This is a genomic window from Gordonia sp. NPDC003504 (assembly GCF_053587995.1).
The window spans coordinates 213,994-238,535 of record NZ_JBSFPC010000005.1; the positions used below are offsets into that span (position 1 = coordinate 213,994).

The 24,542-nt window shown below is 66.5% G+C and carries 26 protein-coding genes, 1 other RNA gene and 1 riboswitch; of the genes, 7 read left to right on the top strand and 20 right to left on the bottom strand.

The genetic code is table 11. The annotated features are described in order from the left end of the window. Positions 1–4: 4 nt before the first annotated feature. Positions 5–1,645: a phosphoglucomutase (alpha-D-glucose-1,6-bisphosphate-dependent) gene (gene pgm, locus ACWDPV_RS12170; RefSeq protein ID WP_449743158.1), complete on the bottom strand. Its 1,641-nt coding sequence runs from the start codon at positions 1,643–1,645 to the stop codon at positions 5–7. 98 nt (positions 1,646–1,743) lie between these two features. Between pgm and ACWDPV_RS12175 the strand changes: the two genes are divergently transcribed. Next, the gene (locus tag ACWDPV_RS12175) at positions 1,744–2,412 is read left to right on the top strand and encodes an alpha/beta fold hydrolase (protein ID WP_449743159.1); all 669 of its coding nucleotides are present in this window, start codon (positions 1,744–1,746) and stop codon (positions 2,410–2,412) included. Here ACWDPV_RS12175 and ACWDPV_RS12180 read toward each other — a convergent pair. Continuing rightward, positions 2,355–4,172 carry a long-chain-acyl-CoA synthetase gene (locus tag ACWDPV_RS12180; RefSeq protein ID WP_449743160.1) on the bottom strand — a complete coding sequence of 606 codons (1,818 nt, stop codon included), beginning with the start codon at positions 4,170–4,172 and terminating at the stop codon, positions 2,355–2,357. The two genes, ACWDPV_RS12175 and ACWDPV_RS12180, sit on opposite strands and share 58 nt — an antisense overlap. 80 nt (positions 4,173–4,252) lie before the next feature. Next, positions 4,253–4,849: a hypothetical protein gene (locus tag ACWDPV_RS12185; RefSeq protein ID WP_449743161.1), complete on the bottom strand. Its 597-nt coding sequence runs from the start codon at positions 4,847–4,849 to the stop codon at positions 4,253–4,255. Here ACWDPV_RS12185 and ACWDPV_RS12190 point away from each other — a divergent pair. Next, entirely contained in the window at positions 4,834–6,078 is a 1,245-nt protein-coding gene (locus ACWDPV_RS12190) for a CaiB/BaiF CoA transferase family protein (RefSeq protein WP_449743162.1), read from the top strand. The two genes, ACWDPV_RS12185 and ACWDPV_RS12190, sit on opposite strands and share 16 nt — an antisense overlap. Then, positions 6,078–6,986 carry a hydroxymethylglutaryl-CoA lyase gene (locus ACWDPV_RS12195; RefSeq protein ID WP_348809434.1) on the top strand — a complete coding sequence of 303 codons (909 nt, stop codon included), beginning with the start codon at positions 6,078–6,080 and terminating at the stop codon, positions 6,984–6,986. The genes ACWDPV_RS12190 and ACWDPV_RS12195 overlap by 1 nt, the downstream gene beginning before the upstream one ends. A 24-nt stretch (positions 6,987–7,010) precedes the next feature. Here the strand turns inward: ACWDPV_RS12195 and ACWDPV_RS12200 are convergent, their stop codons facing one another. The 10 genes from ACWDPV_RS12200 to ACWDPV_RS12245 all read right to left on the bottom strand — a co-directional run bounded on the left by ACWDPV_RS12200 (position 7,011) and on the right by ACWDPV_RS12245 (position 14,841). Beyond that, positions 7,011–7,577 (bottom strand): helix-turn-helix domain-containing protein, encoded by a 567-nt coding sequence (locus ACWDPV_RS12200; RefSeq protein ID WP_449743163.1) that lies wholly within the window; start codon positions 7,575–7,577, stop codon positions 7,011–7,013. A gap of 54 nt (positions 7,578–7,631) precedes the next feature. Continuing rightward, positions 7,632–8,006: a transfer-messenger RNA gene (ssrA, locus tag ACWDPV_RS12205) on the bottom strand. Between the two features lie 104 nt (positions 8,007–8,110). Next, positions 8,111–9,394, bottom strand: a complete 1,284-nt coding sequence (locus ACWDPV_RS12210) for a glycoside hydrolase family 27 protein (protein WP_449743164.1) — start codon at positions 9,392–9,394, stop codon at positions 8,111–8,113. Positions 9,395–9,402: 8 nt separating this feature from the next. Further along, entirely contained in the window at positions 9,403–9,876 is a 474-nt protein-coding gene (smpB, locus tag ACWDPV_RS12215; protein ID WP_348804345.1) for an SsrA-binding protein SmpB, read from the bottom strand. 91 nt (positions 9,877–9,967) lie between these two features. Further along, positions 9,968–10,882, bottom strand: a complete 915-nt coding sequence (ftsX, locus tag ACWDPV_RS12220; protein WP_449743165.1) for a permease-like cell division protein FtsX — start codon at positions 10,880–10,882, stop codon at positions 9,968–9,970. 79 nt (positions 10,883–10,961) lie between these two features. Continuing rightward, positions 10,962–11,648 (bottom strand): cell division ATP-binding protein FtsE, encoded by a 687-nt coding sequence (ftsE, locus tag ACWDPV_RS12225; protein WP_449743166.1) that lies wholly within the window; start codon positions 11,646–11,648, stop codon positions 10,962–10,964. A 78-nt stretch (positions 11,649–11,726) separates the two neighbouring features. Continuing rightward, on the bottom strand, positions 11,727–12,314 hold the full coding sequence (locus ACWDPV_RS12230; protein WP_449743167.1) for a hypothetical protein: 588 nt from the start codon (positions 12,312–12,314) through the stop codon (positions 11,727–11,729). Further along, positions 12,311–13,321, bottom strand: coding sequence for a mechanosensitive ion channel family protein (locus tag ACWDPV_RS12235; protein ID WP_449743168.1), 1,011 nt, complete (start codon positions 13,319–13,321; stop codon positions 12,311–12,313). Before ACWDPV_RS12235 ends, ACWDPV_RS12230 begins: the two co-directional genes overlap by 4 nt. Next, complete coding sequence (prfB, locus tag ACWDPV_RS12240; protein ID WP_449743169.1) at positions 13,308–14,423, bottom strand: peptide chain release factor 2; 1,116 nt, start codon at positions 14,421–14,423, stop codon at positions 13,308–13,310. The genes ACWDPV_RS12235 and prfB overlap by 14 nt, the downstream gene beginning before the upstream one ends. Before the next feature lie 43 nt (positions 14,424–14,466). Beyond that, positions 14,467–14,841, bottom strand: coding sequence for a hypothetical protein (locus ACWDPV_RS12245; RefSeq protein ID WP_449743170.1), 375 nt, complete (start codon positions 14,839–14,841; stop codon positions 14,467–14,469). 18 nt (positions 14,842–14,859) lie between these two features. On the opposite strand from ACWDPV_RS12245, the gene hisN reads away from it, so the two are divergent. Together hisN and ACWDPV_RS12255 are read left to right on the top strand one after the other, a co-directional pair. Further along, positions 14,860–15,663, top strand: a complete 804-nt coding sequence (hisN, locus tag ACWDPV_RS12250; RefSeq protein WP_449743171.1) for a histidinol-phosphatase — start codon at positions 14,860–14,862, stop codon at positions 15,661–15,663. A 275-nt stretch (positions 15,664–15,938) separates the two neighbouring features. Continuing rightward, the gene (locus ACWDPV_RS12255) at positions 15,939–16,340 is read left to right on the top strand and encodes a VOC family protein (RefSeq protein WP_449743172.1); all 402 of its coding nucleotides are present in this window, start codon (positions 15,939–15,941) and stop codon (positions 16,338–16,340) included. Between the two features lie 21 nt (positions 16,341–16,361). Here ACWDPV_RS12255 and ACWDPV_RS12260 read toward each other — a convergent pair whose 3' ends face one another. Next, complete coding sequence (locus ACWDPV_RS12260) at positions 16,362–17,021, bottom strand: MBL fold metallo-hydrolase (RefSeq protein WP_449743173.1); 660 nt, start codon at positions 17,019–17,021, stop codon at positions 16,362–16,364. Positions 17,022–17,192: 171 nt separating this feature from the next. Here ACWDPV_RS12260 and ACWDPV_RS12265 point away from each other — a divergent pair, with 171 nt between their 5' ends. Both ACWDPV_RS12265 and ACWDPV_RS12270 read left to right on the top strand, forming a co-directional pair. Beyond that, positions 17,193–18,563, top strand: a complete 1,371-nt coding sequence (locus tag ACWDPV_RS12265) for an acyl-CoA dehydrogenase family protein (RefSeq protein WP_449743174.1) — start codon at positions 17,193–17,195, stop codon at positions 18,561–18,563. A 34-nt stretch (positions 18,564–18,597) separates the two neighbouring features. Further along, positions 18,598–19,818: an acyl-CoA dehydrogenase family protein gene (locus ACWDPV_RS12270; RefSeq protein WP_449743175.1), complete on the top strand. Its 1,221-nt coding sequence runs from the start codon at positions 18,598–18,600 to the stop codon at positions 19,816–19,818. A gap of 326 nt (positions 19,819–20,144) precedes the next feature. Here the strand turns inward: ACWDPV_RS12270 and ACWDPV_RS12275 are convergent, their stop codons facing one another. The 6 genes from ACWDPV_RS12275 to ACWDPV_RS12300 form a co-directional block, all read right to left on the bottom strand. Beyond that, positions 20,145–20,675 (bottom strand): universal stress protein, encoded by a 531-nt coding sequence (locus ACWDPV_RS12275; RefSeq protein ID WP_449743176.1) that lies wholly within the window; start codon positions 20,673–20,675, stop codon positions 20,145–20,147. 11 nt (positions 20,676–20,686) lie between these two features. After that, complete coding sequence (gene crcB, locus ACWDPV_RS12280; protein WP_449743177.1) at positions 20,687–21,052, bottom strand: fluoride efflux transporter CrcB; 366 nt, start codon at positions 21,050–21,052, stop codon at positions 20,687–20,689. Then, entirely contained in the window at positions 21,049–21,558 is a 510-nt protein-coding gene (gene crcB / locus ACWDPV_RS12285) for a fluoride efflux transporter CrcB (protein WP_449743178.1), read from the bottom strand. Before crcB (ACWDPV_RS12285) ends, crcB (ACWDPV_RS12280) begins: the two co-directional genes overlap by 4 nt. A 20-nt stretch (positions 21,559–21,578) precedes the next feature. Continuing rightward, positions 21,579–21,667: riboswitch (Fluoride riboswitch) on the bottom strand. A gap of 21 nt (positions 21,668–21,688) precedes the next feature. Further along, on the bottom strand, positions 21,689–23,569 hold the full coding sequence (locus ACWDPV_RS12290) for a propionyl-CoA synthetase (RefSeq protein WP_449743281.1): 1,881 nt from the start codon (positions 23,567–23,569) through the stop codon (positions 21,689–21,691). 202 nt (positions 23,570–23,771) lie between these two features. Next, a complete protein-coding gene (locus ACWDPV_RS12295; RefSeq protein WP_449743179.1) occupies positions 23,772–24,020 on the bottom strand; it encodes a DUF2630 family protein in 249 nt (82 codons plus the stop codon). Positions 24,021–24,098: 78 nt separating this feature from the next. Continuing rightward, the gene (locus ACWDPV_RS12300; RefSeq protein WP_449743180.1) at positions 24,099–24,431 is read right to left on the bottom strand and encodes a histone-like nucleoid-structuring protein Lsr2; all 333 of its coding nucleotides are present in this window, start codon (positions 24,429–24,431) and stop codon (positions 24,099–24,101) included. Between the last annotated feature and the right edge of the window lie 111 nt (positions 24,432–24,542).

The window sequence follows — 24,542 nt, forward strand, 5'->3', positions numbered from 1 at the left end:
GGCATTAGCCGAGTGCGGCGTCCACCACTTCCTGCGCCTGCACCTGGACCTCCTTGAGATGGTCTGCGCCCTTGAAGGATTCGGCGTAGATCTTGTAAACGTCCTCGGTGCCGGACGGGCGGGCGGCGAACCAGGCGTTGTCGGTGGTCACCTTGACCCCGCCGATCGCCGCGTCGTTGCCGGGTGCGTGGGTCATGATGGCGGTGATCTTCTCGCCGGCGAGTTCGGTCGCGGTGATCTGATCCGACGACAACTTCGACAGGACGGCCTTCTGCTCCCGCGAGGCCGGTGCGTCCACCCGCGCGTAGGCCGACTCCCCGTACTCGTCGGCGAGTTCCCGGTACCGCTGCGACGGCGTCTTGCCGGTCACCGCAAGGATTTCCGAGGCCAGCAGGGCCAGGATGATGCCGTCCTTGTCGGTGGTCCACGGTCCACCGTCGAAGGTCAGGAAGGATGCTCCCGCACTTTCCTCACCACCGAAGGCGATCGACCCGTCGAGCAGTCCGCCGACGAACCACTTGAAGCCGACGGGTACCTCGACGAGTCGGCGGCCGATACCGGCGACGACGCGGTCGATCAGCGAGGACGACACGAGGGTCTTGCCGACTCCCGCGTTCTCCGACCATCCGGAACGGTGGGTGAACAGGTAGTCGATGGCGACGGCGAGGTAGTGATTGGGATTCATCAGGCCGGCGTCCGGGGTGACGATGCCGTGGCGGTCGGCGTCGGTGTCGTTGCCGGTGGCGATGTCGTAGTGATCGCGCGCGGCGACCAGCGATGCCATCGCGTTGGGCGAGGAGCAGTCCATCCGGATCTTGCCGTCGGTGTCGAGGGTCATGAACGAAAAGGTCTTGTCCACGGTCGGGTTGACGACCGTGAGTTCCGGCAGGTTGTAGCGGAATCCGATTGCGGCCCAATATCCCACCGCCGCCCCACCGAGCGGGTCGGCGCCGATCCGGATGCCCGCCGAGCGGATGGCCTCCATGTCGATGACCCCGGCCAGCGCATCGCAGTAATGCCTCATGAACGGATACTCCGACACGTACTCACTGGCCCGCGCGGTCTCGAACGGAATGCGTTGGACGCCGACGAGATTCGCCCGTAGCAACTCGTTGGCCCGGTTGGCGACCCACGAGGTGATGTTGGTGTCGGCGGGCCCCCCCGACGGCGGATTGTATTTGAAGCCACCGTCGCGGGGCGGATTGTGCGACGGAGTCACCACGATGCCGTCGGATTCCACACCGGGATTCTCCGCATTGAACTTCAGGATCGCGCGACTGACGGCCGGTGTCGGGGTGTACCCATCCCCCTCCGCGGTCAGGGTGGTCACCTTGTTGGCGGCGAGCACCTCGAGCGCCGAACGCCACGCCGGGATCGACAACGCGTGCGTGTCGTAGCCGATGAACAGCGGGCCGGTGATCCCGGCGCCGGTGCGATATTCGACGATCGCCTGCGTGGTGGCGAGGATGTGCGCTTCGTTGAACGCGGTATCGAGGCTCGAACCGCGGTGACCCGAGGTGCCGAACACCACCTGTTGCAGCGGGTTCTCGGGATCGGGAATGTTGTCGTAGTAGGCCTTTTCCACTGCGGCCACGTCGATGAGGTCTTCGGGCAGTGCCGGAGTGCCGGCGCGAGGATGTGCCATATGCCAAATTGTGCCATCGATCCGCCGGTCCGGAAGGCCTGCCGAGCCGAACGGTTACTGTGAATCCCAATTGCCATTCGGTTGTGAAAGGAACCCGCGTGACGCTGTTCCCCCTGCGCCCGGCGGCCACGCCGGAGTTGTTGGTCCTGGTGTTACCGGGCGGCACCGACGCCAGCTATCGACGCTTCTCGCCCTGGCAGGGCTCGGCGCTGCGGATGTATCCGTTCACCTGGTCGATCCGGTTGCGGTTCGGTCGCCGCGTCGAGGTCCGTCAGGTGCGCTACCGCGTCTACGGCTGGAACGGCGGACAGGCCTCACCGATGCCCTACGCACGGGCCGCCCTCGAGGCGATCACCCGCGACCATCCCGACACCCCGGTCGCGGTGATCGGCCATTCGATGGGCGGCCGGATCGCCGCACGACTCGCCGCCGACGAACGGGTGAGCGGTGTGCTCGGCCTGGCACCGTGGTGGCAATTCGCCGACTGGCGCGTCATCCACGGCACCGCCCGGGTGGTCGCGATCCACGGTGAGGCCGATACGGTGACGTCCGCCAAGCGAACCGCTCAGGGTGTCGCGGAACTGCGCGCGGCCGGGAACGATGCCACCTACCTCCCGGTGCCCGGCGGAGGACATCCGATGCTCGATCACCTCCGGCTATGGCAGGGTGCGGCACTCGATTTCGTGCGTGATCAGTTGGTGCGCGGTGGTCACGATGACGTGGCGGTCGGGCGCGGCGAACCCAGCGAGTCGACGAACCCCTCGTAGAACTCCACATACTCGCCGCCGGAGAACACGTACACCGCGTCGTCACCGGCGCCGGAGAACGATTCCCGCCGTAGGTCCGAGCGCATGTTCTTGAAGGTCGAGGTGTGTTCGAGGTGATCGGTGATCCGGACGAAGAGCGGTACGGCGTAGCCCGGTAGACCGTCGGCGACGTGGCGGGCCAGATCGGCGGCGTCGAAGGTCGCGCCCTCGATGAGGCTGACCGCGGCCATCCCGGCCTTCCCGTCGGCACCGGGAACCGGCACGCCGAACACCACCGCCTCCGCGACGGCCGGGTGGGCATCGAGGACCGCCTCCACCTCCGTGGTGGCGACGTTCTCCCCCTTCCACCGGAAGGTGTCGCCGATGCGATCGACGAACCCGATATGCGAAAAGCCTTGGTCGCGAACCACATCGCCGCTGTTGTACCAGCGGTCGCCGGTCTTGAAGGCGTCGGTGACGATCTTCTTCGCCGACGCCTTCGCATCGGTGTACCCGTCAAAGGGCACCCGGCGATTGATCTCGGCGAGCAGCAGTCCGGTACCACGTCTGCCGACCTTGATGACGCGGCCGGCGGCGTCGCGTCGCGGTTCACCGGACTCCTCGTCGTACGCGACGATGGCGTACTTCAGAACCGTCCATCCTGCCGTCTTCGGGATGCCGAGGATGTTGACGAATCCGATGTTGGCCTCGCTGGCGGCATACAGCTCGACGATGCGATCGATGCCGAAACGCGCGGTGAACTCGTCCCAGATGTCGGGTCGCAGCCCGTTGCCGACGGCCAGCCGGAGCCGATGGGCGCGGTCGGTGGGTTTGGCCGGCTGCGCGAGCAGATACCGGCACAGTTCGCCGATGTAGCAGAACGCCGAGGCATCGTTCTCGATGATCTCGTCGATGAACCGCGACGCGGAGAACGTTCGGCCGACGGCCAGGCACGCCCCCGATGCCAGCACCGACGACACCGAGATGGTCAGCGCGTTGTTGTGGTAGAAGGGCAGCGCGGTGTACATGACGTCGTCGCTGCGCAGCCGGATCCCCACGCCCCCGATGCCCGCCATCGCGGTGAGCCACCGGAAGTGACTCATCTTGGAGGCCTTGGGATATCCGGTGGTTCCCGAGGTGAAGATGTAGAAGGCGGTGTCGCCCAGGGTGATCGCGTCGGTGGCGACCGGGTTGACCGGCGAGCACGTCGCGACCTCGCGGTGCAGTTGGTCGAAGGAGACACGCAGCGGCGGGAGCACCTGCTCGGAAACCGATTCGAAGGCCTCGGCGAGGTCCTCCTCGTAGATCACCAGGGACGCATCGATCAGCCCGAGGCTGTGTTCGAGCACCGCCCCGCGTTGATGGAAGTTGAGCATGCCCGCGATGGCGCCCACCTTCACGATCGCCAGCATCGTGATCACCACGTCGGGGTGATTGCGGGACAGCACGGCGACGACGTCGCCCTTCGAAATACCTTGGCGTGTAAGATAATCGGCGATCCGATTGGCCTGGGAATTGGCCTCACGGTAGGTGATCGACCGGCCCTCGAATCGCAGGAAGTCGTTGTCCGGGTACTTCTCGGCGGCCTGCACGAACCGCTTCCCGATCGACATGCGCCGGGTCGGCGGTTGCGGGATCAGGGCGGGCAGCGTCCGCACGATGCTGCCGAGGTCGCAGCGGAGCGACCCGATGCCGCGGAGGATGTCCCACAGTGAGATGTCGGGCAACAACCCGGAATCGGATGTCGTCTGTGCGGACTCGGATGTCGTCTGTGCGGACATGGTCCCTCCTGAACTCATTGGACAACGATGACGCGTGGGCAACACTAGCGGGTCGGTATGACATAGAACACAGCCAGAGCTCAGTGAATCACCGACGACGGCATCAGTTCCCCGGAAGCGCTGCCACCCCTCCGGCGATGTCGCTGCTCCGACAGCCGTTGCGATCCACCGTGATCGGACACGTCGGCGGGGAAGTCGATGCCGCCGTCCACGGTGAACCGCACCACCACCTGCCCGTCGTGGGCAGCGATCGACGTGACCGACCCGACGGGCAGACCCGTGCCGAACGCCTCGACACCGATCGATCCGCCGACCGACGCGCCGAGCACCACCAGCACCGCCACGGTGCCGCCGCCCACGATGCCCGCGGACCAGATCCGCACCCGCGGCTCGCGGCGGTCGCGAACAGTTCGAGCAGCCGACCGAGCGTCGCGATCGCCGAGCCCGCGGTGGACACCACGCGCCCCGCAGACATCTGCTCGAATCGCTTCACCGTCGCCAATGCCACCCCATTGTTCGATTCGCGAACCAATGTGCAGAGATTTCAAATTCTGGCTCATTTTCACGTTGTCGCCGCCATTCAGGCGTTTTGCCACTTCAGAGGGCATTTGAACCTGGTGGCGGATTGCCCCGGAGGCCCGTCCCCGGCCACACTGAAGGGATGAGCGCTTCCGCATCCCGGCCGACGGCACCGTCGAACGACGAGCCCACCGGCCCCCTCGACGGGGTCACCGTGCTCGAACTCGGCACCCTCATCGCCGGCCCGCATGCCGCCCGGCTCCTCGGCGACATGGGCGCCGACGTGATCAAGATCGAACCGCCGAATCGACCCGACCCGATCCGTACCTGGGGGCAGGCCGAGGTCGACGGGAACCGCTTCTACTGGACCGTGCACGGCCGCAACAAGCGGGCCATCACCCTCGACCTGCGCTCCGATCGTGGCCGGGAGATGTTTCTCCGTCTCGCCGACCGCGCCGACATCATCGTCGAGAACTTCCGGCCCGGAACGCTCGAACGTCTCGGCATCGGACCCGACGTGCTCCTCGAACGCAATCCCGGCATCGTGATCGTCCGGGTGTCCGGGTACGGACAGACCGGACCCGATGCGTCGCGTGCCGGATACGCCTCGGTCGCCGAGGCGGCGAGCGGGTTGCGCTACATCAACGGCTATCCCGGCCAATTGCCGCCGCGATTGTCGCTGTCACTCGGCGACACCCTGGCCGGAATGTTCGCCACCCAGGGCGCGCTGGCCGCACTGTATCGGCGCAGCGTCACCGGCAAGGGGCAGGTGGTCGATACCTCGCTGCTGGAATCCTGTGTCGCCGTGCAGGAATCGGCGATCGCGGACTACGACGTGGGTGGCGTGGTGCGCGGACCGTCGGGTACTCGACTCGACGGGATTGCCCCGTCGAACCTCTACCCCACCGCCGACGGCACGCACGTGATCATCGCCGCCAACCAGGATTCTGTGTTCGCGCGGCTGTGCGCGGCGATGGGGCAACCCGAGTTGGCCACCGATCCGCGTTTCGCCGATCATGCGGCGCGCGGCCGCAATCAGGACGAGCTCGATGCGCTGATCGGTGAATGGTCGACGCAGTTCTCCGCCGACAAGCTCACCGACGTGCTGTCGGAGGCGGGCGTCGTGGTCGGCCCGGTGAACACCATCGCCGAGGTGGTCGCTGACCCCCATCTGCAGGCGCGCGGCATGATTGCCGACCATTTCGACGAACGGGCCGGTCGGGTGGTGCGCGGTCCGGGTGTGGTGCCGCAGTTCAGCGAGACGCCGGGACGGATCCGCAATGCCGGTCCACCCGAACCGGGATGTGACAACGCGGCGGTTTACGGTGAGGTGCTCGGGCTCTCCGCGGAGCAGGTGGCCGAGTTGGCCGACGAGGGAGTGATCTGATGGATGTGACCATTCGCGACGTCGCGATGCGCGACGGCCTGCAGATCGAGGAACCGATCTCCACGGCCGCGAAACTCGAACTGCTCGAGGCGATCTGCGACACCGGCGTGCGTGAGGTGGAGGTCACCGCCTTCGTCTCGCCGAGTAAGGTCCCGGCGCTCGCCGACGCCGCCGAACTGTGTACCCACCTCGATCGCTTTCCGGGCGTGAGCTTCTCGGCCCTGGTCGCCTCAGTGGGCGGGGTGCGACGCGCCCTTGACGCGGGGCTCACCAACCTCGAATACGTGGTGTCGGCGTCGGATGCGCACAGCCGCGCCAATGTCGGCCGGGACACCGAGGCGTCGGTCGCCCTCATCGAAGGGATCGTCGCGATGGCACATGCGGCGAACGCCGGCGTCGAGGTGATCGTGGCGACCGCGTGGGATTGCCCTTTCGACGGTCCGACGCCCCCGGAGCGGGTCACCGGAGTGATCTCACGGGCCGTCGACGCGGGCGCGGACCGCATCAGCGTCGCCGACACCATCGGCACCACCACCCCGGGGCGCGTGCGTGATCTTGTCGCGCAGGTGGTTCCGCTGATCGGCGAACTGCCGTTGGGCGCGCATTTCCACAACACTCGCGGCAGCGGCCTGGCGAGTGCGTATGCCGCTGTGCAGGCCGGCATCTCGCGTCTCGATGCATCGGTTGGCGGCCTCGGCGGCTGCCCGTTCGCGCCCGGGGCGAGCGGCAACATCGCCACCGAGGACCTCGTCTATCTGCTGCGCGACAGCGGCGTCGAGACCGGAATCGACCTCGACGCCGCGATCCGTGCCGGGCGGGTGGCGATCGGAGCCGTCGGCGGTGGAACCGGGAGCGCGTTGATGCGTGCCGGCGATCGGACGTTGGTGGCGCCCGCGGTGGCGCGGTGAGCGGTCGGCCGAACGAGTGTCTCCTCAGCCGTGACCAGCATCAGACTGCGTGCGTTGAGATTCCGTTGCCGAGGCAGAGGTGGACGCATGCCCGCCTCGGACGTCACTTCCCGGGCGTCCCACCCATTGCGTGGCTGAGGGTCCACGAGCTACGCAGGCATCGTCTCGCGGTTGATGTCCAGCGGAGCCACGGTCCCGTCGGGCCTTTTTCACCATGAGTTCGAGTTCACTGCCGAGCGCCTCGACGTACTTCTGCAACGTCGAGCCCGTGGTGGTGGCCAGGTCACCCTTCTCGATTCGTGACACACGGTTCTGTCCAACTCCCACGATGTCAGCCACCTCCTTCTGCACCAACCCCGCATCCCTACGGAGTTGCACAAGCCGATAGATCGCGGTGTCGTGATTCATCTGGGCGCGAACGCGGTCGATCCGCTCACGGTTTCCGGGACGGCGTGCGCGGAGGTCATCGAGCGTGGTCGTCGCTTCTTCCCCGTCTTCTTCCCTGCGCGGTCTGCTTACGAGATTCACGTTGCACAGCCCGTCGTACCACGCTGACCAATTCCCTCCCGCCCGCATGGCACTCACCCACATGGCACGCCAGGAATGAAATGTGCCCCCTACCTGACATAGGTAGGGGGCACATCGCTGTGGAGCTGCCGGGAATTGAACCCGGGTCCTCCGTCGTGTCAGCGGGGCTTCTCCGTGTGCAGTTCACTGTGTCTCTACTCGGATCTCCCGGTCACGCGAACAAGCCGAGATGACGATCCCAGTCGCTGTTGAATGTCCCATCCGCACCCGCGACCGGTGCGAACGGTGAGCTCCCGAAGCTGATGCCGGCACCGGATCCGGGAGCATGATCCGGGCCGACAGATTACGGGCTCGCTGTCAGGCAGCGAGGGCGTAATCGCGCTGATTCTTATCGGCGCTTAATTGGTTGCCGCGACGCTTATACGGTGGTCTCTGGCCTGCACCGACACGCTTCCCCCGCCTCGGCGAACGTAGTCGAAACCGATCAGCCCCGAGACGAGACCCGCCCGGTGAGGGGCGAGCAGTTCATTGTAACAACCCGGACGGACAGGTTCATTCCCATTTCTCGCAGCCGTCCCCGCACCGCCGCGACCACGTCACTGAATCGACAGCATCGCGGTGTCGGCGACACCCACGGGAACCGACAACTGCCCGTCGGAGGCCTGGTAGCGCTTACCGGTCCAGGCGTCGACGCCGGCCACCGACGCATCGCCGTTGAGACCGAGACTGGTCAGCGACACCGACATCGTGCGCGCATGATCGCCCCGGTTGGTCAGTGAGACGACGAGGCCCTTGTCGCCGAGTGCCCGACTCCAGATCTCGGGATCGTCACCGACCATCGCACCGGCGCGGACCCGCGGGTCCTGATCGACGCCGATAATCGCGTCATTGGCGAGGATGTCGCGGGTCTGGGTGCTCATCGTGGTGAGGTCGTTGCCGGCCATCAGCGGCGCGGCCATCATCGCCCACATCGACATCTGGGTGCGTTGCATCGCCGGCGTGAGTGCGTTGCCGACCCCGACCACCAGCATGTCCGGATCGACGAACCGACCATCGGAGACCCGATTGCCCAGCGGAGCAGCGGCGTCGACGATGTCGGTGATGCCCTGATAGCCCGACGGTCCCGCGTCGGTGGACCATGCCGGGGTGATGTCGTTGGTGGCCCGCGTCATCGTTGCCACACCGCCCCAATCGAATTCGGCTCCGGGCACCGATCCGGACACGCCGCTGTTCGGGTTGATGCCGTAGACGATGGGCCGCCCGGTCGCCCGGATCGCGTCGCGCATCGCGGTGAAGGCCGAGACCTGATCGTCGTGCGAGGAGGTACCGGAGCACCAGTCGTACTTGAGGAAGTCCACTCCCCACGACGCGAAGGTCGCCGCGTCGGTGCTCTCGTGGCCACCGCTTCCGGTCGCGCCCGGATAGCTTCCGGTGTACTGCGCACACGTCTTGTCCTGCGCGCCGGCGTAGATGCCGAACTTCAGTCCGCGGGCGTGGATGTAGTCGGCGAGTGCGGCGATCCCGGCGGCGAAACGCGTGGGGTCGGCACGTAGTCGGCCGTCGTCGTCCCGGGTCGGGGCCATCCAACAGTCGTCGACGACGACGTAGCGATACCCCGCGTCACGGAGTCCGGAGGAAACCAGCGCATCGGCCTGGGCGCGCACGATCTGCTCGGTGATTCCGCAGCCGAAGGTGTTCCAGCTGTTCCAGCCCATCGGCGGGGTGGCGGGTAACCCCGCGATCGCCGGCCCGGAGCCGCCGATCTGTTCGGCAGCGGACTGCTCGGGGGCACATCCGGCCAGCGACAGCACCGCGACGACCAGAGCGCTCAGCCAGACCACCCACCGTCGACGACGGCGACCGAGTCCGGGCGCTGTCACCGCAGCGATCACATACCCTTCACGCGCCGGCCGACCTCGCGGGCCACCTCACGCTGGGCGGTGCGCCGGGCGAGATCCTGGCGCTTGTCGTGGGCCTGCTTACCGCGGGCCAACGCGATCTCCACCTTGGCCCGACCGTCGTGGAAGTACATCGAAAGCGGCACCAGGGTGAGATTGCCGTCGCGGATCTTGCCGATCAGGTTGTCGATCTCGCGACGGTGCATGAGCAGTTTTCGGTTGCGGCGCGGTGCGTGGTTGGTCCACGACCCGTTGCCGTACTCCGCGATGTGCAGTCCACGCAACCACACCTCGCCGTCATCGATGGTGGCGAACGCATCCACCAGGGACGCCTTGCCCTCACGCAGACTCTTGACCTCGGTGCCCAGGAGCGCGATGCCGGCTTCGTAGGTGTCGAGAATGGTGTAGTTGTGCCGGGCCTTGCGGTTGGACGCGATGAGGTTGCGTCCCTTTTCCTTCGCCATGGCGGCTACTCACCTCCTCGGGTGCAGTGGTTCGTCGAAATGCAGTGGTTGATGGAAATCCTCCGGGTGTACAACGCGCGCGACGGCCCGTTCACTCCCGGACGTAGACACGCAGCGTGACATATCCGGTCGCCGCTGCCAACACAATTCCGCCGATGACGAGCCAGGGTGACACCAGCAGGACGTCACCCGCGGTCACCCGCGGCACGATGTTGACGCCGTAGAGCCCGGCCAGTGCACGGTCGAAGAAGAAGATCTTGGCCAGGAACAATCCGCCGACGGCCAGCAAGGATCCGATGAGGGCGGCGAACACTGCCTCGAGCAGGAACGGCAGCTGCGTGTACCACCGCGTGGCACCGACGAGCCGCATGATGGACACCTCGGTTCGGCGGGTGAAGGCGGCGACCTGCACCGTGTTGACGATCAGCAGGATGGCCGCCACCGCCAGGATCGCCGCCACGGCGAAGGCGGCATTGCGCACGCCGTCGAGCACCCCGAAGATGCGTTTGACCAACTCTCGCTGATCGAGCGCTCCCTCGATGCCGAGGTCTTGTCGGCCGGCGAAGGTGGTGTAGACCTCGTCGAAGCGATCCGGATCCGACATCCGGACCTTGACCGAGGACTGGGCGAAGGTGTCCGGGGTGATCTGATCGGCGATCTCTGGTGAGGTCTCCTCGAACATCGCCTTGGCGGCCTCGTAGCCTTCCTGGGCGCTGACGTAGGTCACCGAGCCCACACCGGGTTGCTTCTCCAGCTCGGTGCGCAACGTGGTACACGGGGCCTGGCGGCAATTGGGATCGGCCTTGGAGACGTCCTCGTTGAGGAAGAACTGCATCTCCACCCGGTCGAGGAAGATCTTCTGACTCTTGTCGGCCATCTGGATCACCAGCAGGCCGCCACCGAACATCCCCAGCGTGATGGCCGTGGTGATGATCATGGCAATCGTCATGGTGACGTTGCGACGGAAGCCGTTCAAGACCTCGCTGATGATGAAATGCGCTCGCATGTCGCTCGGATGTCCTTTGTGGTCGTGGTCTCTTCGGCCCGGAATTCGCGGCGCACTCACAGGTGCGCGCGGATGTCCCTCAGCCGATCCCGTAGACCCCTTGTTCGTCGTTGCGGACGAGTCGCCCGTTGTCGAATTCGAGTACCCGGCGACGCATCGCGTCGACGATGTGGCGATCGTGGGTGGCCATCACGACGGTGGTGCCGCGGCGGTTGACTCGGTCGAGCACGTCGACGATCTCTTCACTCGTCTCCGGATCGAGGTTGCCGGTCGGCTCGTCGGCGAGCAGCACCAGCGGCCGGTTGGCGATGGCCCGTGCGATGGCCACGCGCTGCATCTCACCGCCCGAGAGTTCATACGGCATCCGTTCGAGTTTGCCTTCGAGGCCGACGTAGTCGAGTACCTCCGGCACGATCTTGCGGATCATCGACGGCGGTTTGCCGATCACCTCGAGTGCGAAGGCGACGTTGTCGGCGACCGATTTCTGCTGCAGCAGGCGGAAGTCCTGGAAGACGCACCCGATCGACTGACGAAGCTTCGGGACCAGCCGGCCCTTGAGCGTGTTGACGTGGAAATCGCCGACGTAGATGTCGCCCGAGGTGGGTCTATCCTCCTTGAGCAGCAGCCGGAAGAACGTCGACTTTCCCGAACCCGATGGTCCGATGAGGAAGGCGAACTCACCCTTGTCGACCTCGAGGGACAGGTCCGACAGGGCGGGGCGGCTGGAGGCCTTGTACTTCATCGTGACGTTGTCCAGCTTGATCACGGTGAGCCAGTGTAACGACGACGCCTGAGAAGCCCGCTCAGGCGCCGCACCCGGCGCGTTGCCCGGGTAAGGCGCAGGTCAGCGGGACGGAACCGTCGTCGTGGTGTTGGTGGTGTTGGGCTGCAGCCACTGGAACGGATTCTTGTTGGTGGTCGTCGTCGACGATTCATCGGTTCCCGGAGCCGACTCGGCACCCTCTTCTCCGCTGGTTCCCGACACCGACGGCTCCCCCGACACCGACTCGGACACGCTGGGTGTGGTCGATGAGTATGTGGTCGCCGGCTCGGAATAGTAGGTCGGTGTGGTGGTGCGTGCGACCTGAGCGGGTGCGGTGGTCGTCGGTGCGGGCGCGTAGCGCTGCGACGTGAAGCCGTAGAGCGTCCAGCAGCCGAGGAACGCCACCAGCAGGATCGCCGTGCTGGTACGAATCCGGGTGCGGTAGATGTGCTTCCAATTGCGGTCGCGCAGGGGCCGCCGACGCGGATGGGGCTGCCCCGCCGGCCGGCCGCCGGTGGGCGTGTCCGTCGTGGGCGCATCGACGCGCGGGATCTCGCCGGTGATCTCGTTGTCGGGGTTGGTGGCGGCGGGCACATTGCCGGCGGGCTTGTCGCCGGCGGGAATGTTGTCCTCGGGCTTGTCGCCGTCAGGAGTGTTGCGATGGGTCATGAGTCCCCGCCCTTGCCGATCGTGTCGGCCAGAGTGGCCGGGGGCGCCCCGCCGGACTGCGCGTCACGTCCGGGCGCCACGGTGATGCCCTCACGGGCCAGGGCCTGAACGATCGCGACACGCAGTGCGCGGCTCACCTCGAATTGCTTGCCCGGCAGCGTGCGGGCCACCATCCGAACGGTCACCGAGTCGAGTTCGAGGTCGGTCACACCCAGCGGGGACGGCGCGTCGAGCAGGAGGTCATGCCAGTTGCGATCCTCGAAGAAGTCGCGTCCGACCCGGTCGAGGGTCTCGTTGACCAGACCGATGTCGGCCTCGGCGGGCACCGGGACGTCGACGACGGCGCGTGCCCAATCCTTGGACAGGTTGGTGGCCTTGATGATCTGGCCGTTGGGCACGGTGATGACCTCGCCCTCACTGGTCCGCAGCTTGGTGACGCGCAGGGTCACGTCCTCGACCGTGCCGTCGGCCAGGCCATTGCCGGTGACCGTCAGGCTGACGACGTCGCCGTAGCCGTACTGGCGTTCGGCGACGACGAAGAATCCGGCCAGGATGTCCTGCACCACCCGCTGCGCACCGAAACCGAGTGCCGCACCGATCACCGCACCGGGACCGGTCAGGCCGGTGATGGGAACGTGGAGAATCGAGAGAAAGCGGATCAGGACCACGGCGATCACGGCGACGATGAGCACCCACGCCACCACGTCGACCAACGCTCGCCGATGCTTGGAGTCCTCGGTCTGCACGATCAGGTCACTGTTGTGAAAGTTCGCCTCGAGGCGCGCGGCGTAGTGATCCGCGGACCATCGGATCAACCGGATCGTCAGCAAACCGCCGAGCACCCAGGTCAGCATCTGCAGACCGCTGGTCGCCAGCCACAGATAGATCGACCCGAGCAGTTGCTCGAACACCGGTTCGGCAGAGTTGGCGGCGAGCGGCTGCGCCGCGACCGACCAGATGTCGGGGGCGGCGATCACCTGTGCCACACCGAGATCAAGCGTCGGCATCGGCCATGCGCCAGCGGATTCCGGCCTCGATGAAGTTGTCGAGATCGCCGTCGAGGATGGCGGTCGGGTTGTTGCTCTCGACGTTGGTCCTCAGGTCCTTGACCATCTGGTACGGGTGCAGCACGTAGGAGCGCATCTGGTTACCCCAGCTCGAGCCGCCGTCGCCCTTGAGGGCGTCGAGTTCGGCGCGCTCCTCCTGACGTTTGCGTTCGAGCAGTTTGGCCTGCAGCACCCGCATCGCCGACGCCTTGTTCTGCAGCTGACTCTTCTCGTTCTGACAGGTGACGACGATCCCGGTGGGCAGGTGGGTCAGGCGGACCGCGGAGTCGGTGGTGTTGACCGACTGGCCGCCGGGACCTGACGACCGGTAGACGTCGACCTTGAGCTCGTTCTCGTCGATGTCGATGTGGTCGGTGGTCTCCACCACCGGCAGCACCTCGACCTCGGCGAACGACGTCTGGCGCCGGCCCTGGTTGTCGAAGGGGCTGATCCGGACGAGGCGATGGGTGCCCTGCTCGACCGAGAGGGTGCCGTACATGTACGGCGCCTTCACCGCGAAGGTCGCCGACTTCAGCCCGGCCTCTTCGGCGTAGGAGGTGTCGTAGACCTCGACGGAGTAGCTGTGTTGTTCGGCCCAGCGCACATACATCCGCATCAGCATCTGCGCCCAGTCCGCGGCGTCGACGCCACCGGCGCCCGAGCGGATGTTGACCAGCGCATCACGCTGGTCGTACTCGCCGGCCAGCATGGTCTTGACCTCCATCGCCTGGATGTCGGTCCGCAGTGACTCGCGTTCGGTGTCGGCGTCGGTGAGGGCGGCGGTGCGGTCGTCACCCTCCTCGGCCTCGGCCAGCTCGTAGAGCACGGGAAGGTCCTCGAGGCGCTGGCGCAGTTCGGTCACGCGCCGCAACTCCGACTGGGCGTGGCTGAGTTCGCTGGTGACCTTCTGCGCGTGCTCCTGGTTATTCCACAGCTCGGGGTCGGAGGCCTGCATCTCGAGCTCGTCGATCCGGCGGCGCAGCTCATCGACGTCGAGCACCTTCTCCACGGTGGTGAGGGTGGCGTCGAGGGATTCGAGATCTGCGGTCACGTCGGGATGCACGGTTAACCAGGGTACCGATCCGCGACTGTGAGACCCAGTCGGCTCATGACGAGGTCGGTGGCGGGGTCACCGGCGGCAACTCCCCGAATCGCCAGCTGGTCTCCGCCTTGCCCGGGCGGTAGACCACCGGATGGTCCGAGCCGACCTGCGGCCACGGCGCCCCGTCGGTCAGCACCATGGTTCCGTAGACCTCGGTCGGCGAGGTTCCCGGACCGTTGATGACGCCCGACACCGTGCAGAACACCTCACCCTTGCTGTCCGGTTGAGGTCGGTCACTGACCCCGGTGACGGTGAGCGTGCCCTGCTCGTATCCGGCTCCGCCACCGGAGAATCCACCGATCCTGCGACCCCGCATCTGCATGATCATCCCCACCGCGAGCGCGGCCAGCAGGACGGCGATGGTGATGGTGATCCACATGCCGCTACCCTACCGGTCATGACCAGCCCCGCCGCCGACGTCGACCCCCGCGATGACCTCGATCTGGCCCTGTCGATCGCCGCCTCCGCGGATGCCCTGACCACCCGCCGATTCGGGGCGCTCGATCTGCATGTCTCCGACAAACCCGACCTGACCCCGGTCTCCGACGCCGACCTCGACTGCGAACGCCTCGTCCGCGAGCGACTCGCCGCACGCCGACCCGATGATGCCGTGCTCGGTGAGGAGTTCGGTGGCGAGGCCATGCTCACCGGCCGGCAGTGGATCGTCGACCCGATCGACGGGACGAAGAACTTCGTCCGGGGCGTACCGGTGTGGGCCACGCTCATCGCGTTGCTGGTCGACGGGGTGCCCGTGGTGGGTGTCGTCAGCGCCCCGGCGCTCAAACGTCGCTGGTGGGCGGCAGCCGGATTGGGCGCGTTCTCCGACTTCGACGGTGGCGAGGTACGTCGTCTGTCGGTGTCGGCGGTGACCGATCCGGCGTCGGCGAGCCTGGCGTTCTCCAGCCTGTCCGGGTGGGCCGATCGGGGTATCCGCGAGAAGTTCATCGCGCTGACCGACCAGGTGTGGCGCGTGCGCGGCTACGGCGACTTCTACAACTACTGCCTCGTCGCCGAGGGCGCCGTCGACATCGCGGCCGAGCCGGAGGTCTCACTGTGGGACCTGGCCGCCCTCGACATCCTCGTCCGTGAGGCCGGCGGAACCTTCACCTCGCTGGAGGGCGCCGACGGTCCCTCGGGTGGCAGTGCCGTCGCCACCAACGGACTGCTGCACGAGGGTGTGCTGAACGCGCTGCGCGGCTGACCGCCAACCCCGTCGAGTGGGCGCCGTTTCCCGTCGAGTGGGCGCCGTTTCCCGTCGAGTGGGCGCCGTTTCCCGTCGAGTGGGCGCCGTTTCCCGTCGAGTGGGCACCATTTCCCGTCGAGTGGGCGCCATTTCGCGTCGAGTGGGCGCCACAATCCGGTCGAGGGGCGCCCTGTCCTTTTGGTGAGTCCTCCGGCGAATCCGCTTGCCACGCCGGACCATTACCTACCGTCGTGGTGAGCAAGGTCTCGTCACCGACGCCGAAGGAGTCCCCCATGCCCGGCTTTCCCGCACTCACCCACGTCGCGATCACCGTCCGCGACCTACGGATCAGCACCAACTGGTACACGCGACTGTTCGGTACCGACCCGGTTCTCGACGAGGACGAGGAATCGGGCACGTACCACCATGCCGTCTACGCGCTGGACGGCGGAACCCTGTTCGGGCTGCACACGCACACCGACACGACTCCCGCGGAAACCTTCGACGAGAAGCGCACCGGGCTCGATCATGTCGCATTCGCCGTCGGACGCGACGAACTGGAGTCCTGGGTGACGCGTCTCGACGAGCTCGGCATCGCACACGGCGGTATCAAGCATGCGCACTACGGGTCCGGGATCTCCTTCCGCGACCCCGACAACATCGCGCTGGAGTTCTTCGCTCCCCCGGCCGAATAGTCGATCCGGCCCGGATCGCCCTCAGACGTCGGTCGCCGATTCCTTGCCCAACACGGTGAACTCGGTGGCCGGGTCCTTCATCTCGGTCAGTCGTCCGTGATGAATTCCGCTGCCCGCATCCGACAGGATCGCCTGATGGATGGGCACCGCGACCCGCGGCGCCATCGCGCGCAGGTAGTCCACCGATTCCGACAGCTTCATCCACGGCGCCGCCGACGGCAGGGCGAGAACGTCGATCTTCTCGAATGGGATGTAGAACGAGTCACCCGGATGCATGAATCGACCGGTCTGCCCGGCCGTGTCGAGGACGTAGGCGACGTTGTCGATCACCGGAATGTCGGGGTGGATCACCGCATGCCGACCGCCGGTGACGCGCGTGTTGACCTCGCCGATCGACACCGCCTGGCCGGCATGTGCCGCGGTCCACTCACCCGCGGAATCGGCGTCGTTGAGCTGCTTGGCGGTCTGCGGGTCCGCGATCCGCAGCGCCTGGGGGTTGTCGGCGACGAGGCTCGGTAGCCGCGCCACGTCGCAGTGATCCGGGTGCTGATGGGTGATCAGGATGGCGTCGAGGCCGGTGATGCCCTCGAATCCGTGTGAGAAGTTTCCCGGATCGAACAGGATCTTCGTCCCGTCCAACTCGACCAGCAGGCAGGAATGACCGAAGTGGGTGAGTTGCATGGTTCCACCATGCTCCTGCTGTCGGTGCGGTGCCAGCGTCGTGGCCCGCCGGCCGGAGTTCGCCGAGTGCGTGACAAACTTCTTACTGAGGAGTAAGGTTCGTTCTTACTACCGGGTAAGTTCTACCGGAGCCCCACGCACGAAGCCACACGCACGAGAGAAATGGTGACCATGTCGACTCACACCGAGCCCCGCGACACCTCTGCGGTCGGCAAGACCAAGCATCCCCGCAACTTCATCGGCACCGCCATGCGGGTGCTGACCACTGTCACGGGATCGGAGTTCGCGGAAAAGTACCAGATCCGCGAACCGATCAACCGGATCGCCTACCAGGCGACCAAGACCGGCTTCCAGACCCTCGGTGCGGCCAACCGCGCCTTCAAGAAGGTCCAGGGCGGATCGGGCCAGGCAGCCCGCCTGACCACCACGCCGAAGGACTACTTCAACCTCACCCCCGACGACGAACAGCAGATGATCGCCGAGACGGTCAAGGAGTTCGCCGCCGAGATCCTGCGTCCCGCGGCCTATGACGCCGACGCCGCCGCAGCGGCACCCGAGGACATCGTCAAGCGTTCCGCGGAACTCGGCATCACCATGATCAACGTCCCCGAGGAGTTCGAGGGTGCCGCCACCGAGCGCGGTGTGGTCACCAACGCGCTCGTCGCCGAGGCGATGGCCTACGGCGACATGGGACTCGCCCTTCCGCTACTCGCGCCGAGCGGTGTGGCCACCACACTGACCAACTTCGGCAGCGAGGGCCAGCAGAAGACCTATCTCCCCGATTTCGCCGGTGAGGACGTCCCGCAGTCGGCGGTCGTCATCGCCGAGCCGCGTCCCCTCTTCGACGCCTTCGCGCTGCAGACCAAGGCCCATCGGGTGCCCAGCGGCTACCGCCTCAACGGCGTGAAGTCCTTTGTCCCCGCGGCAGGTTCGTCGGAACTGTTCATCGTCGGCGCGCAGCTCGACGGACAGCCCGCCCTGTTCATCGTCGAATCCGACAGCAAGGGCCTGATCGTGGAGGCCGACCCCGGCATGGGTGTGCGCGCCGCCGGCATGGGCCGCCTGCTGCTGCAGGACGTCGCCGTACCGGAGTCCGCGCTACTCGGCGAGGAGACCGGGGAGGCCGCGCTGGCCGCCTACCGCGACGTCGTGCGCCTGTCGCGGCTGGGCTGGTCGGCTCTGGCCGCCGGTACCGGCCGGGCCGTCCTCGACTACGTGATCCCCTACGTCAACGAGCGTGAGGCGTTCGGCGAGCCGATCTCCAACCGTCAGGCGGTGGCCTTCATGGTCGCCACCATCGCCACCGAACTCGACGCAATCCGACTGGTCACCCTGCGCGGCGCATCGCGTGCGGAGCAGGGCCTGTCGTTCGCCCGGGAGGCGGCGCTGGCCCGCAAGCTCACCATCGACAAGGGCCTGCAGATCGGTCTCGACGGCGTGCAACTCCTCGGCGGCCACGGCTTCACCAAGGAACACCCGGTCGAGCGTTGGTACCGCGATCTGCGTGGCGCCGGCATCGGCGAAGGCATCGTCGTCCTCTGAGGCCGACCCGGGAAGCAACGAGGAATTTCAACTCATGAGCATCAATCTGGAACTGCCACGCAAGCTCGGCGTCACCATCGATCAGGCCCACCAGGCCGCGGCGGAGATCTTCCGTCCCATCTCGCGCAAGTACGACCTGCGTGAGCACGACTACCCCGTTGAACTCGACACCCTGGCCAGCCTGTACGACGGACTCGCCGAGACCGGCCAGGCCGGTGCGGGCGCCGACGCCGGGCGCGGCCAGGACAAGGGCAAGCAGCGTCCCGAGGGCGTCGTCGTCAACGGCGGCAACATGCAGTCGGTGGTCAACGTCATGGAGACCTCCTGGGGCGACGTCGGCCTGATGTTGTCGATTCCCTATCAGGGACTGGGCAATTCGGCGATCGCCGCGGTCGCCACCGACAAGCAGCTCGAACGCTTCGGCAAGGTGTGGGCCGCGATGGCCATCACCGAACCGAGTTTCGGCTCCGACTCGGCCGCGGTCACCACGACGGCCACCCTCGACGGCGACGAGTACGTCATCAACGGGGAGAAGATCTTCGTCACCGCCGGTTCGCGCGCCAGCCACATCGTGGTGTGGGCGACGGTCGACAAGAGCCTCGGCCGCGCCGCCATCAAGAGTTTCGTTGTGCCGCGCGAACATCCGGGCGTGGAGATCGTGCGTCTCGAGCACAAGCTCGGTATTCGCGTCTCGGACACCGCGGTGATCCGGTTCGAGAACTGCCGCATCCCCAAGGAGAACCTGCTCGGTAGCCCAGAGGTGGACACCAAGAAGGGCTTCGGCGGTGTCATGCAGACCTTCGACAACACGCGTCCGCTGGTCGCGGGTATGGCCGTGGGTGTGGCCCGCGCCGCCCTCGAGGAGTTGCGCCACATCCTGGAAGAGGCTGGCATCGAGATCGACTACGACCGCCCGGCCGCCGATCAGCACGCGGCCGCAGCCGAGTTCATCCGGATGGAATCCGATTGGGAGGCAGCGTATCTGCTGACCATGCGGGCCTGCTGGATGGCCGACAACAAGCAGCCCAACTCGCTGGAGGCCTCGATGGCCAAGGCGAAGGCGGGCCGCACCGGCACCGACATCACCAACAAGGCCGTCGAATTGGCCGGTACGCCGGGCTATTCCGAGCGCACCCTGCTGGAGAAGTGGGCGCGGGACTCGAAGATCCTGGACATCTTCGAGGGCACCCAACAGATCCAGCAACTCATCATCGCCCGCCGGGTGCTGGGTAAGAGCAGTGCGGAATTGAAGTGAGGCAACCGATCATCAACTGATCGCAGGCATCGTCCACGACCTCGTCCCCCGAGTGCCACCGGCTCTTCGGGGGACGAGGCCGTTTCAGGACAAGGGTGCCGGCCGCACCCCAACCGGCAATCACCCGCCTGGGTGACATACAGAAATCCCGGCTCCCGATATTGTTCGCGCAACGTACACACGTCGTCGTCACGGGGGGCCATGACTTTCGCTCCGCCCAACGTATTCGATCAGTGGCTCGCCGAAGCTGCACCAGAATGTGGAACAGCCCAACGCCTGACCTCGGACGCAACCGCGACAGCGATCTCACCGGCCTGCGGGCGCCGCTACCCGTCAGCCGACGAATCCGCCGGCACCAACAACAGGGGTACCCCACGCCGACCGATGAGGCGATGCGCAACCGATTGTCCCAGAACTGAATCCAGATATCCGAGCATGCCAGGTCGCGGACTGCCGATCACCACCATCAGCGCGGAGTAGCGATCGGCGACGACGGCGAGGAGGTCGGCGGGTGAGCCGTGACCGCCGTGGTAGGTCCACGACGCCGGGACGCCGTCGAGCAGGGAGCGTGCGGCAAGCACCTCGTCGGTCACCGTGTTGCGGTAGTCCTCGTCCCACTCCGGGGAGTCGAGATCGATCGGGGCGTCGTCGAGATCGACGATGTGCACCAGATGGATGTGGGCGTCGAGATCGACGGCGAGTCGGACCGCGAAAGCCATGGCAGCTATGCTGTCGGGGTGGCGATCCCAGCCGACCACCAGGGCCGCTCGCGCCGCCACTGTCGGTTCGGGACCGGATCGGCTGCGCCGCAGCGGACCGTCGCCACCGAGCTGGCCGAAGTCTTTCTCATCGTTCATGGCAAACTGCTTCACACCGATGCCAACCACAACCCGAACCCGCACGCCACGACGGCCGCCACCACACTGCCGATCGCGTTGGCGGCGGCCAGTATTCCGCGGCGTCCCTCGGCGAGCCGCACCGTCTCCACACTTGCCGTGCTGAATGTCGTGTAACCGCCACAGAATCCGGTGCCGACGATGGTCTGCAGCGCATGCGGTGCCGAGTGATCAATCACCAGACCGGCGAGCACACCCAGCAGCATTGAACCGGTCACGTTGATGGCGAACGTTGCCCACGGGAACGTCGTCGGCCGCCACCTCTTGATCGCGCCGTCGACAACGAACCGGGCCACCGCGCCGAGCGCACCGGCCAGCAGAACCGCGAGGACCGTCACGACACCGCTCCCATCCGGCGCGCGAAGATCGACCCGGCTGCCACGATTCCCAGCCAGGCACAGGCGATTCCGGCCGCCACCGACGTCACGACGTAGGCGATCGCGATGCCCACCGCGCCATGTTGTCCGAGGTGCGTGGTCTCCAGCGCGAAGGTGCTGTAGGTGGTCAACGACCCACAGAAGCCGGTCCCGACGAGAAGCCGAACCCGTTGGCGCCATCCGGAATCCGGTCCGGCGAGAATTATCACCTCAAGGATCACACCGAGGATGAACGCGCCGGCAAGGTTCACTCCGAACGTCGCCCACGGCCACCCGGTACCCACCGTCGGGAACAGTTCCTCCAGCAGATACCGCATTCCGGTGCCCGCGACCCCGCCGACGAACACCAGACCCAGCGCCGGCAGTTGCAGGTGCAGCGGCCGCGCCGGTGGCGTGTCCGGATCCACTGGGATCGGTATCCGGTCCGCTCCCCCGGTGAGGTCGGCGTCGGTGTGATCTGCGCCCATGACAATACCCCTTCCGTCTACTCGGAACAGGAACTATCAGCCGACGTCGGCGGTTCGGGGCGGCGCACAGACACCGTCGCCCCGGGCGAGATCCATCACCCCTGCCCGACAGCATATACCGACGCTGCTTTCAGCCCCCGAGCTGACGCGCGAGGTCGGCGAGTACGTCCGGGTCCTCGATGGTGGAGGGCACCGCGTACTCCTCGTGGTCGGCGATCTGTCGCATCGTCTTGCGCAGGATCTTGCCCGATCGCGTCTTCGGCAACGCCGGGACGACGGTGACGTCGCGGAAGGTGGCGACCGCTCCGATCTCGTTGCGCACCATGGCCACCAGCTCGTTGCGCAGCGTGTCGGGTTCGATGTCGACGCCGGCCTTGAGCACCACGTAGCCGCTGGGTCGTTGTCCCTTGAGGTCGTCGTGGATGCCGATCACCGCGCATTCGGCGACCGCGGGATGCGACGCGACGACGGCCTCGATGCTGCCGGTGGACAGGCGGTGACCGGCGACGTTGATGACGTCGTCGGAACGTCCGAGGACGAAGACGTAGCCGTCGGCATCGATGTATCCCGAGTCGCCGGTCAGGTAGTAACCCGGAAAGGCACTCAGATACGAACTGCGGTAACGCTCTTCGTCGCGCCAGAGTCCGGCGAGGGTACCCGGCGGCAGCGGCAGCGTGATGACGATGTTGCCTTCGACGCCGGCGTCGACGGTGTTGCCCTCGGCGTCGACGATGCCCACCTGATAGCCCGGTACCGGCACCGTCGGGGAACCCGCCTTGATCGGCATCGGTTCCAGCCCACGCAGATTCGCCGCGATCGACCAACCGGTCTCGGTCTGCCACCAATGGTCGACGACCGGCACACCGAGCACCTCACTGGCCCAGGTGAAGGTGTCCGGGTCGAGGCGCTCACCGGCGGCGAACAAGGTCTTGAGCGACGAAATGTCGTATTCGGCAAGGAGTTTGGCGTCCGGGTCGTCCTTGCGGATCGCCCGGATCGCGGTCGGCGCGGTGAACAGCGCCTTGGCCCGATGCTCGGAGATCACCCGCCAGAACGCCCCGGCGTCGGGGGTGCCCACCGGTTTGCCCTCGTACATGATCGTGGTGGCGCCGGTCAGCAACGGACCGTAGACGATATAGGAGTGCCCCACCACCCAGCCCACATCCGATGCGGTCCACCACACGTCGCCGGGGGCGACGCCGTAGATGTTGGTCATCGACCATCGCAGGGCGACGGCGTGCCCACCGTTGTCGCGGACCACGCCCTTCGGCTTTCCGGTGGTGCCCGAGGTGTAGAGGATGTAGAGCGGATCGGTCGCCGCGACATCCACCGGATCGACCGGCGACGCGGCCTCCATCACCTCGTCCCAGTCCAGCCAGCCGTCGTGATCGGCAGCCGATCCGGCGATCTGTTCGCGGTCCTTGACGATGACCGTCGACGGCGGGTTCGCCGACAGTTCGAGCGCCTTGGCGACCATCGGGAGGTATTCGACGGTGCGGCCGGGTTCGAGACCTCCGGATGCGGTGATGATGGCGACCGGCTCGGCGTCGTCGATGCGAGTGGCCAGCTCGGGCGCCGCGAAACCGCCGAACACCACCGAGTGCACGGCCCCGATGCGCGCGCACGCGAGCATCGCGATGGCGCCCTCTGGGATCATCGGCAGGTAGATGACCACCCGATCGCCGGCCGCCACGCCCTGCGATGCGAGTACCCCGGCGAACCGCGACACCTCGTCGAGCAGTTCGGCGTAGGTGTAGCGACGGACCTCACCGACCATCGCCGAATCCCAGATCAGGGCGAGGCGGTCACCGTGCCCGGCCGCCACGTGCCGGTCGAGCGCATTGAAACAGGTGTTGAGCCGGCCGTCGGGAAACCATCGGTACATCGGCGCCTCGGAGTCGTCGAGGGCGGTGGTCGGCGGGACGGACCACTCGATCTCTGCCGCAGCGGCGAGCCAGAACGACTCCCGATCGTCGATGCTGCGCGCGAATGCGTCGCTGTAGCTGCCCACTGTCGTCCTCACGTCGATGTCCTCGCGGTCGTGCGCGTCACACGACTCTGCCGCTATGAGGGTAATGACGGTCACACCGGGACGCGAGCGCTTCCTTCGTTCTGCGCCCACCGGTAGCCAGAACGCGCCGAACGGCGCCCATCACCCTGACCGATAGGAGAGCATGGGCAGCCGTTGTGACGCAGCGACGCGTCGGCCCGGGTCAGTCCAGATACTCCTCGACGGTGTCGGCCGGACGCACCGCAGCGTCGTCGGGGTCCTGACCGGCGCGGCGGCGGGCCTGACGCTGGCGCAGCAGATCCCAGCACTGATCCAGCGACACCTCGAGCTCCTTCAGACGGGCGTTCTCCTCGTCCCTGCCGATGTCGCCGCGGCCGAGTCGTTCACGCAGATCGTGCTCTTCGCCGATCAGGTCGGTGATGTGATCGTGGATCGCCTTGTCGGTGGTCATTCCCCAACGTTAGCGTCGCGGCGACAGTACGTGCACCCTCATTCGCGACGGACGGTCGCCGGCGGTCACACGCAGGTGTCAGTGGGCCGCGTCGTAGGCCTCGATGACCTCGGTGGAGATCCGGCCACGCTCACTGATCTCAAAGCCGTTCTCACGCGCCCATTCACGCACCGATTTCAGGTCACGGGATGAGCGTGCCCGTCGGCCTGAACCCCCACCCGAGCGTCGTGCGCCGGCCACCCGCGACGCCGCGACGTACTTCTCTAGGTCACGGTGGAACTCTTCGGCGTGCGCCGCCGAGGTCTCGAATTCGTAATTCTTGTTGTCAACGCTGAATGCGATCGTGACGGCTTCTTTGAGTTCTTTCCCGTCAAGATCGTCGACAAAGGTGACGACGGTACGTCGTGCCATGCTGGGTTCCCCCCCATAGTTCCTTCTGAATAACCACCCGAACAATAGCATCGGGAGGGTTTTCGATCTTGAAACCACGCGTTCATCGCCTGGGCTGCGACTGAATTCAGC

Excerpts from the sequence above, each read along its gene's own strand:
- pgm (WP_449743158.1), bottom strand. The coding sequence starts at position 1,645 with ATGGCACATCCTCGCGCCGGCACTCCGGCACTGCCCGAAGACCTCATC.
- ACWDPV_RS12180 (WP_449743160.1), bottom strand. The coding sequence starts at position 4,172 with ATGTCCGCACAGACGACATCCGAGTCCGCACAGACGACATCCGATTCC.
- ACWDPV_RS12190 (WP_449743162.1), top strand. The coding sequence starts at position 4,834 with ATGAGCGCTTCCGCATCCCGGCCGACGGCACCGTCGAACGACGAGCCC.
- ACWDPV_RS12185 (WP_449743161.1), bottom strand. The coding sequence starts at position 4,849 with ATGCGGAAGCGCTCATCCCTTCAGTGTGGCCGGGGACGGGCCTCCGGG.
- ACWDPV_RS12195 (WP_348809434.1), top strand. The coding sequence starts at position 6,078 with ATGGATGTGACCATTCGCGACGTCGCGATGCGCGACGGCCTGCAGATC.
- ACWDPV_RS12200 (WP_449743163.1), bottom strand. The coding sequence starts at position 7,577 with ATGTGGGTGAGTGCCATGCGGGCGGGAGGGAATTGGTCAGCGTGGTAC.
- smpB (WP_348804345.1), bottom strand. The coding sequence starts at position 9,876 with ATGGCGAAGGAAAAGGGACGCAACCTCATCGCGTCCAACCGCAAGGCC.
- ftsX (WP_449743165.1), bottom strand. The coding sequence starts at position 10,882 with ATGCGAGCGCATTTCATCATCAGCGAGGTCTTGAACGGCTTCCGTCGC.
- ACWDPV_RS12230 (WP_449743167.1), bottom strand. The coding sequence starts at position 12,314 with ATGACCCATCGCAACACTCCTGACGGCGACAAGCCCGAGGACAACATT.
- ACWDPV_RS12235 (WP_449743168.1), bottom strand. The coding sequence starts at position 13,321 with ATGCCGACGCTTGATCTCGGTGTGGCACAGGTGATCGCCGCCCCCGAC.
- ACWDPV_RS12245 (WP_449743170.1), bottom strand. The coding sequence starts at position 14,841 with ATGTGGATCACCATCACCATCGCCGTCCTGCTGGCCGCGCTCGCGGTG.
- hisN (WP_449743171.1), top strand. The coding sequence starts at position 14,860 with ATGACCAGCCCCGCCGCCGACGTCGACCCCCGCGATGACCTCGATCTG.
- ACWDPV_RS12255 (WP_449743172.1), top strand. The coding sequence starts at position 15,939 with ATGCCCGGCTTTCCCGCACTCACCCACGTCGCGATCACCGTCCGCGAC.
- ACWDPV_RS12260 (WP_449743173.1), bottom strand. The coding sequence starts at position 17,021 with ATGCAACTCACCCACTTCGGTCATTCCTGCCTGCTGGTCGAGTTGGAC.
- ACWDPV_RS12265 (WP_449743174.1), top strand. The coding sequence starts at position 17,193 with ATGTCGACTCACACCGAGCCCCGCGACACCTCTGCGGTCGGCAAGACC.
- ACWDPV_RS12270 (WP_449743175.1), top strand. The coding sequence starts at position 18,598 with ATGAGCATCAATCTGGAACTGCCACGCAAGCTCGGCGTCACCATCGAT.
- ACWDPV_RS12275 (WP_449743176.1), bottom strand. The coding sequence starts at position 20,675 with ATGAACGATGAGAAAGACTTCGGCCAGCTCGGTGGCGACGGTCCGCTG.
- crcB (WP_449743178.1), bottom strand. The coding sequence starts at position 21,558 with ATGGGCGCAGATCACACCGACGCCGACCTCACCGGGGGAGCGGACCGG.
- ACWDPV_RS12295 (WP_449743179.1), bottom strand. The coding sequence starts at position 24,020 with ATGACCACCGACAAGGCGATCCACGATCACATCACCGACCTGATCGGC.
- ACWDPV_RS12300 (WP_449743180.1), bottom strand. The coding sequence starts at position 24,431 with ATGGCACGACGTACCGTCGTCACCTTTGTCGACGATCTTGACGGGAAA.